General features: G+C 74.3%; 11 protein-coding genes and 1 riboswitch. Of the genes, 6 read left to right on the forward strand and 5 right to left on the reverse strand.

Going from position 1 to position 15,803, the window contains the following annotated elements:
* Positions 1 to 11: 11 nt before the first annotated feature.
* Together ABIB53_RS08600 and ABIB53_RS08605 are read right to left on the reverse strand one after the other, a co-directional pair.
* On the reverse strand, positions 12 to 1,328 hold the full coding sequence (locus ABIB53_RS08600) for an aminotransferase class V-fold PLP-dependent enzyme (RefSeq protein ID WP_354587864.1): 1,317 nt from the start codon (positions 1,326 to 1,328) through the stop codon (positions 12 to 14).
* A 40-nt stretch (positions 1,329 to 1,368) separates the two neighbouring features.
* Positions 1,369 to 1,481, reverse strand: a riboswitch (SAM riboswitch).
* 92 nt (positions 1,482 to 1,573) lie between these two features.
* Complete coding sequence (locus ABIB53_RS08605) at positions 1,574 to 2,218, reverse strand: prepilin peptidase (RefSeq protein ID WP_354587865.1); 645 nt, start codon at positions 2,216 to 2,218, stop codon at positions 1,574 to 1,576.
* A gap of 127 nt (positions 2,219 to 2,345) precedes the next feature.
* Between ABIB53_RS08605 and ABIB53_RS08610 the strand changes: the two genes are divergently transcribed.
* Genes ABIB53_RS08610 through ABIB53_RS08635 form a run of 6 tightly spaced genes read left to right on the forward strand, consistent with a single transcriptional unit; the run spans position 2,346 to position 8,890 of the window.
* On the forward strand, positions 2,346 to 5,189 hold the full coding sequence (locus ABIB53_RS08610) for an FtsK/SpoIIIE family DNA translocase (protein ID WP_354587866.1): 2,844 nt from the start codon (positions 2,346 to 2,348) through the stop codon (positions 5,187 to 5,189).
* 30 nt (positions 5,190 to 5,219) lie between these two features.
* A complete protein-coding gene (locus ABIB53_RS08615) occupies positions 5,220 to 5,924 on the forward strand; it encodes an ion channel (protein WP_191563242.1) in 705 nt (234 codons plus the stop codon).
* Positions 5,925 to 5,959: 35 nt separating this feature from the next.
* Complete coding sequence (gene rimO, locus ABIB53_RS08620) at positions 5,960 to 7,417, forward strand: 30S ribosomal protein S12 methylthiotransferase RimO (protein ID WP_354587867.1); 1,458 nt, start codon at positions 5,960 to 5,962, stop codon at positions 7,415 to 7,417.
* Complete coding sequence (gene pgsA / locus ABIB53_RS08625) at positions 7,414 to 8,064, forward strand: CDP-diacylglycerol--glycerol-3-phosphate 3-phosphatidyltransferase (RefSeq protein WP_191563240.1); 651 nt, start codon at positions 7,414 to 7,416, stop codon at positions 8,062 to 8,064. Before rimO ends, pgsA begins: the two co-directional genes overlap by 4 nt.
* Positions 8,061 to 8,600 carry a CinA family protein gene (locus tag ABIB53_RS08630; protein WP_354587868.1) on the forward strand — a complete coding sequence of 180 codons (540 nt, stop codon included), beginning with the start codon at positions 8,061 to 8,063 and terminating at the stop codon, positions 8,598 to 8,600. Before pgsA ends, ABIB53_RS08630 begins: the two co-directional genes overlap by 4 nt.
* A complete protein-coding gene (locus tag ABIB53_RS08635; RefSeq protein WP_354587869.1) occupies positions 8,597 to 8,890 on the forward strand; it encodes a helix-turn-helix domain-containing protein in 294 nt (97 codons plus the stop codon). The genes ABIB53_RS08630 and ABIB53_RS08635 overlap by 4 nt, the downstream gene beginning before the upstream one ends.
* Before the next feature lie 33 nt (positions 8,891 to 8,923).
* Here ABIB53_RS08635 and ABIB53_RS08640 read toward each other — a convergent pair whose 3' ends face one another.
* From ABIB53_RS08640 to ABIB53_RS08650, 3 genes are all read right to left on the reverse strand, one after another.
* Positions 8,924 to 9,775 carry an Fpg/Nei family DNA glycosylase gene (locus ABIB53_RS08640; protein WP_191563237.1) on the reverse strand — a complete coding sequence of 284 codons (852 nt, stop codon included), beginning with the start codon at positions 9,773 to 9,775 and terminating at the stop codon, positions 8,924 to 8,926.
* Positions 9,768 to 14,411, reverse strand: a complete 4,644-nt coding sequence (locus ABIB53_RS08645) for an ATP-dependent helicase (protein ID WP_354587870.1) — start codon at positions 14,409 to 14,411, stop codon at positions 9,768 to 9,770. The genes ABIB53_RS08640 and ABIB53_RS08645 overlap by 8 nt, the downstream gene beginning before the upstream one ends.
* A gap of 81 nt (positions 14,412 to 14,492) precedes the next feature.
* Entirely contained in the window at positions 14,493 to 15,803 is a 1,311-nt protein-coding gene (locus tag ABIB53_RS08650; RefSeq protein WP_354587871.1) for a DUF2252 domain-containing protein, read from the reverse strand.

Raw genomic sequence — 15,803 nt, forward strand, 5'->3', positions numbered from 1 at the left:
GGAAGGGGGAGTCAGCCCCGCGGGGCGAGGGAGCGGACCGCGGCGACGAGGCGGTCGACGTGCTCGGGGGAGTTCGCCAGACCCAGGCTCGCGCGGACCGCGCTCGTGCTGCTCGAGCCCTGCCGCGCGAGGAGGGCGTCGACGAGGACGTGGGCGCAGAAGCGTCCGTCGCGCACCCCGATGCCGTGCTCGTCGGAGAGCCGGCGAGAGACCTCCTGCGCCGAGCGGCCCTCGACGGTGAAGGTCACGACCGGCGCCCGGTCGTGCGTCGGCCCGAAGATGGAGTGCGTCTGCACCCCGGGGATCGCGTCGAGCCGGCTGACCAGGCCCCGCCCGAGGGTCTCGTCGAGCTCGGCGATGGCCTCGCGGTGCTCCTCGACGACCTCGCACGCGACGGCCAGGGCCACCGCGCCGAGGACGTTCGGGCTGCCGGCCTCGTGGCGGGCGGGCCCGATCTGCCACGTCGTGTCCTCGTCGGAGACCGCGGCCGTCGCACCGCCCCCGGCGAGGTAGGGCTCGGCGGCGTCGAGCCAGTCCGAGCGCCCGACGAGCACGCCCGCGCCGTACGGGGCGTAGATCTTGTGCCCCGAGAAGGCGACGTAGTCGAGCTCCTCGAGCGCGAGGTCGACGGCGCGGTGCTGGACGAGCTGGGCGGCGTCGAGCGCGACCCGGGCGCCGTGCCGGCGGGCGACCGCCGCGATCTGCGCGACCGGCCAGTACTCGCCCGTGACGTTCGACGCGCCGGTGACGACGACGAGCGCGTCGGCGGTGCGCGAGGTCCGCAGCGCCGCGTCGACGACCGAGACCGCCTCGGCCGGGCTCGAGGGCACGGGGAGGCGGACGAGCTGCTCGGCGCGCCACGGCAGGATCGTCGCGTGGTGGTCGGAGCCGAAGACGAAGACCTGCGCGTCCTGCGGCACGACCGAGGCGAGGAGGTTGAAGGAGTCGGTGGTGTTGCGCGTGAAGATCACGTGGTCGTCCGCGCGCGCGCCGACGAAGCGGGCCACGACCTCGCGGGCCTGCTCGTAGCGCGCGCTCGTCACGCGCGAGGCGTAGCCGTTGCCGCGGTGCACCGACGAGTACGTGAGGCTCGCCTCGTCGACGGCGGCCTTGACGGCGACGAAGGCCGAGGTCGAGGCCCCGTGGTCGAGATTCGCGTACTCCACCTCGGCGCCGGACTCGAGCGGGCAGACGAGCCCGTCGGAGACGAGGGCCGGGGTCGACGGCGCGCTCGGGCGGGGTCGCAGCTGGTGCACGGCCGCCAGCGTCGGCTCGGCGGGGCGGGGGAGCGTCGGCGCAGCGGCCGGGGCGAGAGCGGTGGTGGACATGGCATGCCTCCCATGAGGTCTGGGACCTCGGGGCAGCCGGGGTCCGCGCTTGCCGGCGTCGTCTGGCGTCGGCCAGGTCGTCACCCGGAGCACCCCACCGCGGAGGAGGGTTGCCGACCAGCGAGCCGGGGCTTGACGCTGGCACTCATGACCTTGGCCGCGACGATAGCAGCGGGTCGGGGAGCGGCGTCGAGCCCGTCCGGCCCCGTCTTGTCTGCTGAGACCTGGGCGGGGGAGGGGCGTGCTCAGGCGCGTACGAGGAGCGCGAGGACCGCCCCGAGCACGAGGTAGGGGCCGAAGGCGAGGTGCGTGGCCCGGTCCACCCGGCGCAGCACGAGGAGCACGAGCGCAGCGGCACCGCCGAGCGCGAAGGCCGCGTACACGCCGATGGTGAGGGTGCTCCACCCGTACCAGCCGAGCAGCGGGGCGAGGGCGAGCACGAGCTTCGCGTCGCCCATCCCGATGCCGCGCGAGCCGAGGACGAGGCTGACGAGCACGAAGGCACCGCCGACGCCCGCCGTGGCGACGAGCGCCCGACGCAGATCGTCCCACTGCCCGGACGTCGCCGCGGCGAGGGCGAGGAGCGCGAGGACGGCGGCCGCGAAGGGGAGCGTGAGGGCGTTGGGCAGCCGGTGGACGTCCGCGTCGACCGCGAGCAGGAGCAGGCCGACCGGGGCGAGGAGCGCGGTCGCCGCCGCGGCGGCGAGCGGCTCGTCGCGGGAGACCCAGACGAGGGCGGCCGCGAGCGCCGGCACCGCCGGCACGAGCCACCCGTGGGCGGGCAGCGGAGCCGTCTCGTCGGGGCGTCGGTAGGTGCCCGAGCGGCCCCACCTCCACGCGAGGGGCATGCCCACGAGCGCGACGGCGAGCGCGACGAGGACATGGGGCACGCACGCAGGGTATGCGGGCGCCGGTGGCTCTCCCCGGCGCCGTCCACACCCCCGTCGCCCGGGATCGGTGCGCCCTGGTGCGCGTGTGACACGTGTGAAAGGGGTGGCGATCGCCTAGCCTGCGAGCATGGCAACACGTAACGGCACCCCCGCGCGCCCGCGTGGGGGATCCACCCGCGCACCCGGTCGCACGGCCGCGACCAAGGGCCCGGGGCGGTCCACGGGCACCAAGGCCCGGTCCTCCTCGCGCTCCTCCGGCCGCACCGGCTCGAAGGGGTCGGGCACGACCTCTGCGAAGGGGGGAGGTCTCCCGCTCCCGCTCGCCGCCGTGCGCAGCACGTGGATGGGAGTCGCCGGCGCCGCCGGCGCCGGTGCCCGTCGGGTGGGCCACCAGGCCGGCCAGATCGAGCCCGAGCACCGTCGTGACGGTCTCGGCTTCACCCTCGTCGCGCTCGCTGTCGTCGTCGCCGCCGTCGAGTGGTGGGGCCTGCAGGGCGGGCTCGCCGATCTCGTGCACGCCGTGGCCGCAGGGACCTTCGGCCGCGTCGCCTACGCCCTCCCGCTCGTCCTCGTCCTCGCCGGGTGGCGCCTGCTGCGCGGCGCCGACGACGCGACGAGCGCCCGGCTCGGCTTCGGCCTGGCCCTGCTCTCGCTGTCGGTCTGCGGTCTGACGCACATCGCCCGCGGCATCCCGCAGCCCCCCGACGGCGCCGGCCCGATGCGCGACGCCGGCGGCATCGTCGGCTTCCTCGCCTCCGACCCGCTCGCCACCGGGCTCACCGTGTGGCCGACGGCGATCATCCTCGTGCTGCTCGGCACCTTCTCGCTCCTGCTCGTCACGGGCACGCCCCTGCACGAGATCCCCACCCGGGCCGCCTACCTGCGGGCCGTCTTCACCGGCGCCCCGCCGCAGCCGCACAACGAGGTCGAGAGCACGCCGGCGGCCGCCCGTGCCGTGCAGGCCGCCCGCAAGCGCCGCTTCGACGAGCTCGACGAGCGCGACGGCGACACCGCCTTCGACCAGGCCGCCCAGGTCTCGCCCGCGGAGAAGGCACGCCGCCGGCGGGCCGCGAAGGCCGAGTCCGACGCCGCGAAGGCGGCCGAGGCCGCCGCGGCAGAGGAGGCCGCCGCCCCGGAGGCCCCGGCGAAGGGGGGCCCGCGCCCCGGCGAGAAGCGCTCGACCGGCAACGGCGTCGTCGCCCCGGTCGCCAAGGACAAGACCCCGCTGCAGGCGCCCCCGACGACCCAGCTGCCGCAGCGCGTCGAGCAGCTCGCCCTCGCCGGCGACGTCACCTACACGCTGCCCGACTCGGCGGCGCTCAAGGCCGGCTCGCCGCACAAGGAGCGCTCCGCCGCCAACGACCAGGTCGTCGACGCCCTGACCAACGTCCTCGACGAGTTCGGCATCGACGCGCAGGTCACCGGCTTCCACCGCGGCCCCACCGTCACCCGGTACGTCGTCGAGCTGGGCCCCGGCGTCAAGGTCGAGCGCGTCACCGCGCTCAGCAAGAACATCGCCTACGCCGTGGCCTCGGCCGACGTGCGCATCCTCAGCCCCATCCCGGGCAAGTCGGCCATCGGCATCGAGATCCCGAACGCCGACAAGGAGATGGTCTGCCTCGGCGACGTGCTGCGCAGCGACGTCGCACGGACCAACGAGCACCCGATGGTCATGGGTGTCGGCAAGGACGTCGAGGGCGGGTACGTCATCGCCAACCTCGCGAAGATGCCCCACATCCTCGTCGCCGGCGCGACGGGCTCCGGCAAGTCGAGCTTCGTCAACTCGATGATCACCTCGATCCTCATGCGGGCCACGCCCGACGAGGTGCGCATGGTGCTCGTGGACCCCAAGCGCGTGGAGCTCACCGCGTACGAGGGGATCCCGCACCTCATCACGCCCATCATCACCAACGCGAAGAAGGCCGCCGAGGCCCTCCAGTGGGTGGTGAAGGAGATGGACATGCGCTACGACGACCTCGCGGCCTTCGGGTACAAGCACGTCGACGACTTCAACAAGGCGGTCCGCGCCGGCACCGTGCAGCCGCTGCCCGGCAGCGAGCGCACGATCCAGCCCTACCCCTACCTGCTCGTCATCGTCGACGAGCTCGCCGACCTCATGATGGTCGCGCCGCGCGACGTCGAGGACTCGATCGTGCGCATCACCCAGCTGGCGCGCGCCGCCGGCATTCACCTCGTGCTGGCGACCCAGCGACCCTCCGTCGACGTCGTCACCGGCCTCATCAAGGCCAACGTGCCCAGCCGGATGGCCTTCGCGACATCCTCGCTCGCCGACAGCCGGGTCGTCCTCGACCAGCCGGGCGCCGAGAAGCTGCTCGGCCAGGGCGACGCGCTCTTCTTGCCCATGGGCAAGAGCAAGCCGATGCGCGTCCAGGGCGCGTGGGTCACCGAGTCCGAGATCCACGAGGTCGTCCAGCACGTCACCGGCCAGCTCGCCCCGCGCTACCGCGAGGACGTCGCCGTCGAGGTGCCGAAGAAGCAGATCGACGAGGACATCGGCGACGACCTCGACGTGCTGCTCCAGGCCACCGAGCTCGTCGTGACGACGCAGTTCGGCTCGACGTCGATGCTCCAGCGCAAGCTGCGCGTCGGCTTCGCCAAGGCCGGTCGTCTCATGGACCTGCTCGAGTCCCGCGGTGTCGTCGGCCCCTCCGAGGGCAGCAAGGCCCGGGACGTGCTCATCACGCCCGACGAGCTGCCGGTGACCCTGGCGCTCATGCGCGGTGACGACGTGCCGGACGCCGCCCCGGTGTCCCCGGACGACACGCAGGAGGTGCCGGGTCAGGACGAGGGCCCTCGCCCCTTCGCCGGTGAGGAGGAGGTCGTCGACGTCGAGCGCGACCCGCAGCCGACCCCTCCGACCGGGCGCTACGCGGTCGACCCCATCGGCACGGACATCCCCGTCGACGACGACGAGGACGACGAGGACGCGTGGTCGCTCACCGGGCGCTGACCGGGGCCCCCGCGGCTCTACGCTGACGTCATGCCCGAGGTCTGGTACGCCCCGAAGAAGCCCCTGTCCGGCCGGGACTACTGGGTGGCGGTGCTGCGCAAGCAGCCGTCGGCGATCCTCCTCGCGATCCAGCTCCTGGCGATCCTGCTGCTGCCGTGGCTGGAGGCACAGCTGTGGGGGCGGCTCGTCTTCGTCGTCATCTCCTTCTTCGCGGTGACGATCGCCGCCTTCGTCACGCGCTCGACGCCCTCCCTCACCTGGCTGGCGCTGCTCATCGGCTTCCCCTGCGTGGCGCTCGAGGCGTGGAGCGTGCTCTCGCCGGACAACGTCCTCGTCGGGGCCGTCGGCCACTTCGGGCTCGCGGCCTTCTACCTCTACGTCGCGTACGGGCTCGTGTCCTACGTCTTCTCCGACAGCTGGGTGACGAGCGACGAGCTCTTCGCGGTGGGCGCGGCCTTCACCGTCCTGCTCTTCGCCTTCGCCTACCTCTACCTCGGGGTCCAGTTCATCTGGCCCGACTCCTTCACCGGGCACGTGCCCGGGTCGCGTCGCAGCTTCCTCGAGCTGCTCTTCTTCTCGGCGGCCAACCTCACGAGCGTCGGCCTCTCCGACGTCGGCGCGGTGCGGCCTCACGCCCGCGCGGTGACGATCATCGAGCAGCTGGCGGGCGTCATGTACGTCGCCATGGTCATCTCCCGGCTCGTCGCGCTCACCGTGGCCAAGGCGCGCCGCTGACCGAGCCCCTCCGCGCGAGACCTAGAGTGGGGGCCATGTCTGAGCCGTCTCGCAGCGTCGCCCTCGTCACCCTCGGGTGCACCCGTAACGAGGTCGACTCCGAGGAGCTCGCCGGGCGCCTCGCCGCCGAGGGGTGGCAGCTCGTTGACGACGCCTCGCAGGCTGACGTCGCCGTCGTCAACACGTGCGGCTTCATCGAGCAGGCGAAGAAGGACTCGATCGACGCCGTCCTCGAGGCCGGACAGCTGCGCGAGACCGGGCGCACCCAGGCGGTCGTCGCCGTGGGCTGCCTCGCCGAGCGGTACGGCCGCGAGCTCGCCGAGGAGCTGCCCGAGGCCGACGCCGTGCTCGGCTTCGACTCCTACCGCGACATGTCCTCGCACCTGCGCGCCGTGCTCGACGGGCACCCGCCGGAGGCGCACGTCCCCGGCGACCGCCGCACCCTGCTCCCGCTCGCACCGCTCCAGCGTGCCGACGCCGCGGCCGCGGTGGCCCTGCCCGGCCACGGCGACGACGGCATCTCCGCCGCTCCGGGCGGCGACTCCGCCGCCGTGCGCGACCTGCCCCGTGCCCGGCTCGACGACCGGCCCTGGGCGCCGCTGAAGATCGCCTCGGGCTGCGACCGGCGCTGCGCCTTCTGCGCGATCCCCACCTTCCGCGGCTCCTTCGTCTCGCGCCGGCCCACCGACGTCATCGCCGAGGGGCGCTGGCTGGCCCAGCAGGGCGTGCGCGAGCTCTTCCTCGTCTCGGAGAACTCGACGTCGTACGGCAAGGACCTCGGCGAGCTCGACCTCATGCAGGCGCTCATGCCCCAGCTCACGCAGATCGAGGGCGTCGAGCGGGTGCGCGTCAGCTACCTCCAGCCCGCCGAGATCCGTCCCGGTCTCCTCGAGGCGATGGCGGCCACCCCCGGGGTAATGCCCTGGTACGACATCTCCTTCCAGCACTCGAGCCCGACCCTGCTGCGCCGGATGCGCCGCTTCGGCTCGACGCAGGCCTTCCTCGAGCTCGTCGAGGGCATCCGGGAGCGCCAGCCCGAGGCGGGCATCCGCAGCAACGTCATCGTCGGCTTCCCCGGCGAGAGCGAGGACGACCTCGCCGAGCTCGAGCGCTTCCTCGTCGCGGCCCGCCTCGACGTCGTCGGCGTCTTCGGCTACTCCGACGAGGACGGCACCGAGGGCGAGCGCCTCGACGACAAGATCGACCCGGACGTCGTCGCCGAGCGCGTCGAGCGCGTGCGGGCCCTCGTCGACGAGCTCTCGGCGCAGCGCGCCGAGGAGCGCGTCGGCCAGCACGTCCGTGTCCTCGTCGAGCAGGTCGAGGACGAGGACGGGCACCCCGAGGTCGTCGGACGCGCCGAGCACCAGGGCCCTGACGTCGACGGCGAGACGATCCTGCTCGGCGAGGTCGAGGGCCTGGCCGTCGGTGACCTCGTCGACGCGGTCGTCGAGGGCACCGAGGGGATCGACCTCGTGGCCCGGGTCGGACGATGAGCACGCCCGCGCCGGTCCCCGCGCCCGCACCCGAGCCGAGCCCGTGGAACCTGCCCAACGCGCTGACCGTCCTGCGCATCCTGCTCGTCCCCGTCTTCGTCTGGCTGCTGCTGCGCGACGGCGGCGACGACGCCGCGTCGCGCTGGTGGGCCTTCGGGGTCTTCGCCGTCGCGATCGTCACCGACCGGGTCGACGGCGACATCGCCCGGGCCCGTGGCATCGTCACGAACTTCGGCAAGGTCGCCGACCCGATCGCCGACAAGGCCCTCACCGGGGCCGGCTTCATCACCCTGTCGATCATCGACGTCATCCCGTGGTGGGTGAGCGTCGTCGTCATCGCGCGCGAGCTCGGCATCACCCTCATGCGCTTCTTCGTCATCCGCCACGGCGTCATGCCGGCCAGCCGCGGGGGCAAGGTCAAGACCTTCCTCCAGGCCCAGGCACTGCTCATCCTCATGGCCCCGCTGTGGGTCCTGCCGTGGTCGCGGGTGTGGGAGGTCGTCGGCTACGTCATCCTCGCCGCGGCCGTCGCCGTGACGATCGCCACCGCCGTCGACTACGTCATGAAGGCGCTGACGCTGCGCGAGACGAGCGAGCGCGCCGCGATGAAGCGGGCCCGGGCCGGTCGCGACCGCCAGGTCCCATGACCACGCACCCGGTCGCGGCGGCGGCGCTCGACGAGCTGCGCGCGCACGGGCTGACGCTGGGCTGCGCCGAGTCGCTCACCGGCGGTCTGCTCTCGGCGACGGTCGTCGCGGTGCCGGGCGCCTCGGACGTCCACCGGGGGGCGGTCGTCGCGTACGCCGCGGAGGTCAAGGCGCAGGTGCTCGGCGTCGACCTCTCGCTCCTCGACGCGGTCGGCACGGTCCACCCGGACGTCGCCGCCGCGATGGCGAAGGGGGCGCAGCGCGTCCTGCGGTGCGACGTCGCCCTGGCGACGACCGGGGTCGCGGGCCCCGGGCCGAGCGAGGGCCACCCCGCCGGCACCGTGCACCTCGCCTGCGCCTGGGGCGAGGAGGTGCACCTGCGCCGGCTCGACCTGCCGGGCGAGCGCGCCGAGGTGCGCGAGGCGAGCGTGCGCGGCGCGCTAGACCTGCTCCTCGCCGTGGCGTCGTCGCACGCTCGCGGTACGGTGGGGTCAGCACCACAGCCGCACGTCGAGCGAGAGGAGGGCCGGTCGTGATCCTGCTGCGCGAAGAGCTCGGGGAGGTCCTGCGCGAGGCCCGGACGACCCAGGGCCGCACGCTGCGCCAGATCTCCGCCGACGCCTCCATCTCGCTGGGCTACCTCTCCGAGATCGAGCGCGGCGAGAAGGAGGCGAGCTCCGAGCTCCTCTCCTCCGTCTGCGTCGCGCTCGGCATGCCGCTGTCCGAGGTCCTCGTCGAGGTGGCGACCCGGGTCAGCCGCGCCGAGAACGCCAGCGCTCCTGTGCCGCTGCGCGTCGGCGGTGGCGTCTCCGCCTCCGCCGCCTGAGCGGTCCCGCTCGGCGCCGTCGGCGCGCCCCCCTCAGCGACGTCCGCGTGGTCCCAAGGGGGCCTGGCGTCGACCGTCGTCGGTCGGGGCGAGCCCGCCCTGGCATGTCGGGCAGGAGAAGATCGTGCGCTCCTGACCCGCCCGACCGGCCATCGCCACACGGATCGTGTCGCCGCAGCGGCGGCACGGCCGACCCGAGCGGGCGTGGACGTACGACTCGTGACCGCGCCGCGTCTCGCCGGTCGAGCCCTGCACCCCGGTGACCACGGCGCGCTGCATGAGGCGCGCGACACGGCTGATGATCTGGCTGAGCTCGTCGGCGCCCACGTCCCGGGCCGGACGCCACGGGTGCACCCGTCGCACGAAGAGGATCTCGCTGGCCCAGAAGGTGCCGATCCCGCTGACGACCCGCTGGTCGAGCAGCGCCTCGGCGATCGGCCGCGGGTCGCCCTCGAGCCGGTGGACGACCTCGTCGAGGTCGAGCGGGTCGGCGAGGACGTCCGGCCCGAGATGGCCGACGAGCGTGGCCTCGTCGCGGGTGCGCACGAGGTCGAGCTCACCGAGACGCAGGCCGACCGCTCGCCATCGGGTGCCGTCGAGCACGGCCCGCGTCTGCGGGTTGGCCAGCGCGCGACGCCCCTGGGGTGAGTCGAGCCCCTCGACCCGCCACTGCCCCTCCATCCGCAGGTGCGAGTGGATCGTCCACCCGCCCTCGACCCGGTGGAGCAGACGCTTGCCGTGGCTGACGACCTCGAGGGTCCGGGAGCCGACGAGCGCCGCACCGTCGAGCGACCCCCAGCGCAGGTCGACCCGCTCGAGCGGGTCGCCGGCGAGGGCCTGGTGGAGCCGCTGGGCTGTCCGGCGCAGCGTGTCGCCCTCAGGCACGGGGCCGCTGCCGCAGACTCAGCCCTCGGGGCGTGGCGGTGAAGCCGGCGTCCTCGAGGGCCTGACCGAGCGGGTGGTCGCTGCCGAGGAGCTGCTGGCCGTCGGCCTTCTGCACGGTGAGGCGGCCGAGCGCCCCCTTCGTCACGGCTCCGGCGAGGCCCCGGGCCGCGGCGGCGAGCGGCTCGGGGTCGTCGGTCCAGGACAGCAGCGTGCGACCGCCGCGCTCGACGTAGAGGACGAGCCGGCCGTCGACGAGGACGACGAGCGCCCCGGCCTTGCGGCCCGGCTGGTGGCTGCCCTCGCGCTCCGAGGGCGGCCAGGGCAGCGCGGCGCCGTAGGGGTTGGCGGGGTCGGTGGCGGCGAGGACCCAGGTCTGCCCGCGGCCGCTGGCCGAGCGCACCTGGTCGACCGCACCCGGCAGGGCGAACTGCGAGCCGCCGAGCCCCTCGACGAAGTAGCCGCGGCGCACCTGGCCGGCCTCCTCGGCGGCGGAGAGCACCCGGTGGATGGCCGCGAAGCCCCCGGGCACCGACTCGGACTGCACGGCCCCCCGGGTGAGCACGCCGTGCCGGTCGAGCAGGCCCTCGGCGAAGGCGTGGGTGCGCACCGTGGCGTCACTCGTGGCCTCGGGCAGCAGCGACCACCGTCCGGCGACGCGCGGCGGGCCGCTGCGGGCCGGCATCGCGGCCCGGCCCAGGCTCGTGCGCCGGCCGTACCGCGTGCGCGCCACCGGTCGGCGGGTCGTCTTGTGAGCCGAGCGGCCCCCGGCGAGCAGACCGCGGACCGGGGCCGCGGTGTCGCCGGTGACGAGCCCGCGCCACACGAGATCCCACAGGACGTCGGCGAGCGCCTCGTCGTCGGTCGAGGCGACCTCGTCGCTCAGCCGGCGGAAGAGGAAGGACCCGCCGCCGTCGAGCGCCTCGAGCACCGACTCGTGGGCGGGGGAGAGGCCCTCGCGGTCGGGCGCCGGCAGGGTGAGGTGCGCCGTGTCGGTCAGGTGCAGCGAGACCCAGCCGTCGTCGCCCGGCAGGCTCCCGTGACCCGCCCAGACGACCTCGCCGGTCGCGACGAGGGAGTCGAGCATGCCCGGGGTGTAGTCGGCGACCCGCGAGGGCAGGACGAGCGACTCGAGCGCGGAGGCCGGCAGGCGCACCCCGCCGAGCTGCTCGACGACGCGCACGAGACCGTCCTCGCCACGCATCGTCGCCCCGACCCCCTGCCACGCGGGCACGAAGACGGCGAGCTGCTCAGGGGCGACCGGCTCGACCTCGTGGCGCAGCGCGGCCAGCGAGCGGCGCCGCAGCAGCCGCAGCACCTCGGCGTCGCAGAAGTCGCTCCCGCCGCCCCCGCCGAGCTCGGCCGGACGCAGGTCGCCCTCGACGACCCGCCCGGACTGGATGAGCCGGCGCAGCCCGTCGCGGGCGACGGCGGCGCCGACCCCGAGCCAGGCCGCCGCCTCGGTCGCGGCGAAGGGGGTGTGGGTCCGGGCGTAGCGGGACAGGAGGTCTCCGAGCGGGTCGGCGACCGGCTCGAGGAAGACCTGGGGCACCCCGACGGGCAGCGGCACGCCGAGGGCGTCGCGCAGCCGCCCGGCGTCCTCGACGACGGCCCACCGCTCCTGGCCGGCGACCTGCACGGCGATGACCTGCCGGCTGGCCCGCAGCTCCTCGAGGGCGGCGCGCACGGCGGTCTCGTCGAGCTCGTCGACCGAGCGCGCCACGAGGTCGTCGACGGTGATCGGGCCGAGGGTGCGCACGAGGTCGGCCACGTCCTCGCCGTCACGGGCGCGGCGGCCCTCGGCGAGGCGCTGCAGCTCGCCCTGGGTGCGCTGGACCGCTTCGACGTCGAGCAGGTCCGCGAGAGAGAGCTGCTCGCCCTGCCCGAGCAGGTCGGCGAGCAGGGCCGGGTCGAGGGTGAGCGCGGCGGCCCGTCGCTCGGCGAGCGGGGAGTCGCCCTCGTAGAGGAACTGGGCGACGTAGCCGAACATCAGCGACGCGGCGAAGGGGGAGGGGCGGGGGCTCTCGAGCTCGACGAGGGTGATCTCGCGGCGGTCGATGCCCTCCATGAGACGCACGAGACCCGGCACGTCGTAGACGTCCTGGAGCACCTCGCGCACGGTCTCGAGGATGATCGGGAAGCTCGGGTAGCGGCTGGCGACCTCGAGCAGCGAGGCGGCCCGCTGGCGCTGCTGCCACAGCGGCTGGCGCCGGTCGGGCCGGCGCCGGGGGAGCAGCAGGGCGCGGGCGGCGCACTCGCGGAAGCGCGAGGCGAAGAGGGCCGAGCCGCCCACCTGCTCGGTGACGACGGGCAGGACCATCGACGGCTCGACGGTGACGAGGTCGAGCAGCTCGGAGCCGATGGCCGCGCCGTCGTCGAACTCGAGGTCCGGCAGGCGCAGCACGATCCCGTCGTCGCCGTGCATCGCCTGGACCTCGACCCCGAACCGCTCGCGCATCCGGGCGGAGATGGCCAGCGCCCACGGCGCGTGCACCTGCCCGCCGAAGGGGGAGAGCACCGCGACCCGCCAGTCGCCGATCTCGTCGCGGAAGCGCTCGACGACGATCGTGCGGTCGTCGGGGACGTGCCGGGTCGCCTCGCGCTGCTCGCCGAGGTAGGCCAGGAGGTTCTCGACCGCCCAGGTGTCGAGCCCGGAGGCGCTGAGCCGCTCGCGGGCGGCCTCGGGGGAGAGGGCGACGAGCTCACGCACCGTCGCGCCGAGGGCTGCGCCGAGCTCGGCAGGCCGGCCGAGCTGGTCGCCGTGCCAGAAGGGGAGCTTGCCCGGCTGCCCCGGCGCCGGGCTCACGAGCACCCGGTCGTGGGTGATGTCCTCGACCCGCCACGACGACGTGCCGAGGGTGAAGACGTCGCCGACCCGCGACTCGTAGACCATCTCCTCGTCGAGCTCGCCGACGCGGCGGCCCGGGCCCTCGCCGGTGGCGAGGAAGACCCCGAAGAGCCCGCGGTCGGGGATCGTGCCGCCGCTCGTCACGGCGAGGCGCTGGGCGCCGCGCCGGCCGGTGAGGGTGCCGGCGACGCGGTCCCAGACGACGCGCGGGCGCAGCTCGGCGAAGTCCTCGGAGGGGTAGGCGCCGGCGAGCATGTCGAGGGTCGCGGTGAGGACGGGGTCGGGCAGCGAGGCGAAGGGGGCGGCCCGCCGCACGAGGGCACCGAGGTCCTCGACCGACCAGTCGTCGAGCGCGCACATGGCGACGACCTGCTGGGCGAGCACGTCGAGCGGGTTGGCGGGCACGGCGATGGACTCGATCGCCCCCTGGCGCATGCGCTCGACGACGACGGTGGCCTGTACGAGGTCACCGCGGAACTTCGGCATGACGACGCCGTGGCTCACCGCCCCGACCTGGTGGCCGGCGCGCCCGACCCGCTGCAGGCCGGACGCCACCGACGGCGGTGACTCGATCTGCACGACGAGGTCGATGGCGCCCATGTCGATGCCGAGCTCGAGGCTCGACGTCGCGACGACGCACGGCAGGCGGCCCGCCTTGAGGTCCTCCTCGATCTCGTCGCGCTGCTCCTTGCTCACGGACCCGTGGTGGGCCCTGGCGAGGATCGCCGGCGCACCGCTCGACGTGCCGGCCTGCGCCATGACCTGGGCGGGCGGCCCGGTCGGGCGGGCGGGCTCACCCTCGGCGGGAGCCGGGGCGCTGTCGTCGAGCGCCGCCGCCTCGAGCCGCTCGGCGTGGATCTCGTTGAGCCGGGTCGTCAGGCGCTCGGCGAGCCGTCGGCTGTTGACGAAGACGAGGGTCGAGTCGTGCGAGGTGACGAGGTCGACGACCTGCTCCTCGACGTGCGGCCAGATGGAGGTGCGGGCGACCTGGCCGCTCGCCGGGCCGCTGAGGTCCTCGCCCTCTTGACCGAGGTCGGCGAGGTCGGGCACGGGCACGACGACGTCGAGGTCCCACTGCTTCGTCGACGGGGGCGCGACGACCTCGACGGGGCGCCCGCCCGCGAGGTAGCGGGCGATCTCCTCGACCGGGCGCACCGTGGCGGACAGGCCGATGCGCTGCGCGGGCTGCGGCAGCAGCGCGTCGAGCCGCTCCAGCGACAGGGCGAGGTGGGCCCCGCGCTTGGTGCCGGCGAGGGCGTGGATCTCGTCGATGATGATCGTCTCGACCCCGACGAGCGCCTCGCGCGCGGCCGAGGTGAGCATGAGGAAGAGCGACTCGGGCGTCGTGATGAGGACGTCCGTGGGGGTCCGGGCGAAGGCGCGTCGCTCGTTGGCCGGGGTGTCGCCGGAGCGCACCGAGACGCCGACCTGCGGGGCCTCGAGCCCGAGCCGGGTCGCGGCGTGGCCGATGCCGACGAGCGGGGAGCGCAGGTTGCGCTCGACGTCGACGGCGAGCGCCTTGAGCGGCGAGACGTAGAGGACCCGGCAGCGGGCGAGCCGCTCGGCCGGGGGCTCGGTGGCGACGAGCCGGTCGAGGGCCCACAAGAAGGCGGACAGCGTCTTGCCCGAGCCGGTCGGGGCGACGACGAGCGCGTGCGCGCCGCTGCTGATGGCGCGCCACGCGCCCTCCTGCGCGGTCGTCGGCCCGGCGAAGCTCGTGGAGAACCAGGCGCGCGTCGCGGGCGAGAAGAGGTCGAGGACGTCCTCGGCGGGGGCGGGGTCGGCTGTCATGGCAGGGACAGCCTGCCACCGGGCACCGACAGCGCGGCCGCTCGTGGGAGGTGCGACCTGCGGACGTCCAGGGTTGCCGGCTCAGGTCGCGGAGATCCCGATCCGGCCCTCGCGGAAGGCGTTGACGAAGAGCGCGTGGTCGCGCCGCACCTCCTGCGCGTATTCGACGGCGAAGTCCGCGAGGAAGCCCCCGAAGGCCCGCCGACGGCCGTCGAGGGAGGCGATGATCGCCTCCTCGACCTGGAAGTCGACGAGGTCCTGGTCGCTGTCCTCGTCGGCGGCGCAGTGGATCTTCGCGGTCGCGCGGCCGAGGAGGTCGACGACGGCGGCCATCTGCGAGGGCTCGGTGAGCTCGGCCCAGTCGAGGTCGACCTCGTAGGGCGAGACCTCGCTCACGACGTAGCCGACGCCGTCCATCTCCGTGTGGCCGAGGAGGGGGTCGGTGTGGGCCTGCAGCGCGCGCTGGCTGACGACCGTGCGGTGGCCCTCGTGCTCGAAGTAGGCGTCGATCCGCGCCGTGTCGACGAAGCGGCTGAGCGCCGGCACGTTGGCCTGCTTCATCGACAGCAGGACGTCGTTGTCGAGCGCCTGGCTCGTGCCCTCGACGAGCACGGTGTACGCGGGCAGCCCGGCGCTGCCGATGCCGAAGCCGGAGCGCCCGATGACATCACGCACCTCGTAGAAGAGCTCGCGGTCGATCTTCTTGTGCTCGGGGATGGTCTCGAGGTAGCGCTCGAAGGCGCGCATGACCTTCGCCCGCTCGCGCTGGCCGAGCGGGCGTGCCCCGGCGCCCTCCGCGAACATCCGCACCCCGTCGACCCGGTGCGTCATCGAGTCGAGCAGCTCGGAGCGCTCGGTCATCCGGGCGACGACGAGGGCGTCGCGCACCGGGCCCTCGGTGTTGTCGAGGTGGAGCGAGAAGTCCTCGCGCTCGGTGCCGGCGTAGTGGTCGACCTGGGCGAGGTAGGCGCGCAGGTAGCGGCCGATGAGCCGTCGGATCTCGTCGTCGGGCAGCGCCTTCTGCCAGCCGAGCAGCGCGAGCGAGGAGGCGAAGCGCATGAGGTCCCACGTGAAGCTGCCGAGGTAGGCCTCGTCGAAGTCGTTGACGTCGAAGACCATCCGGCCGTCGGAGTCGAGGTAGGTGCCGAAGTTCTCGACGTGGAGGTCACCGTGGATCCACACGGCGGACGCACGCTCGTCGGCCCAGTCGTCGTCGCGCTGCGTGACGTCGTGGAAGAACAGGCACGCGGTGCCCCGGTAGAAGGCGTGCGGGTCCCGGGCCATCTTGCGGTACTTCACCCGGAAGGCGGCGGGGTCGGTGCGCTGGAGGTCCTCGAAGGCGTCCGCCAGGGTCGTGATGATCTGCTCGGCGCGCTGCTCGTCGGACGTCAT

The sequence above is a fragment of the Janibacter sp. UYMM211 genome (genome assembly GCF_040547045.1).
Taxonomy (GTDB): Bacteria; Actinomycetota; Actinomycetes; order Actinomycetales; family Dermatophilaceae; genus Marihabitans; species Marihabitans melonis.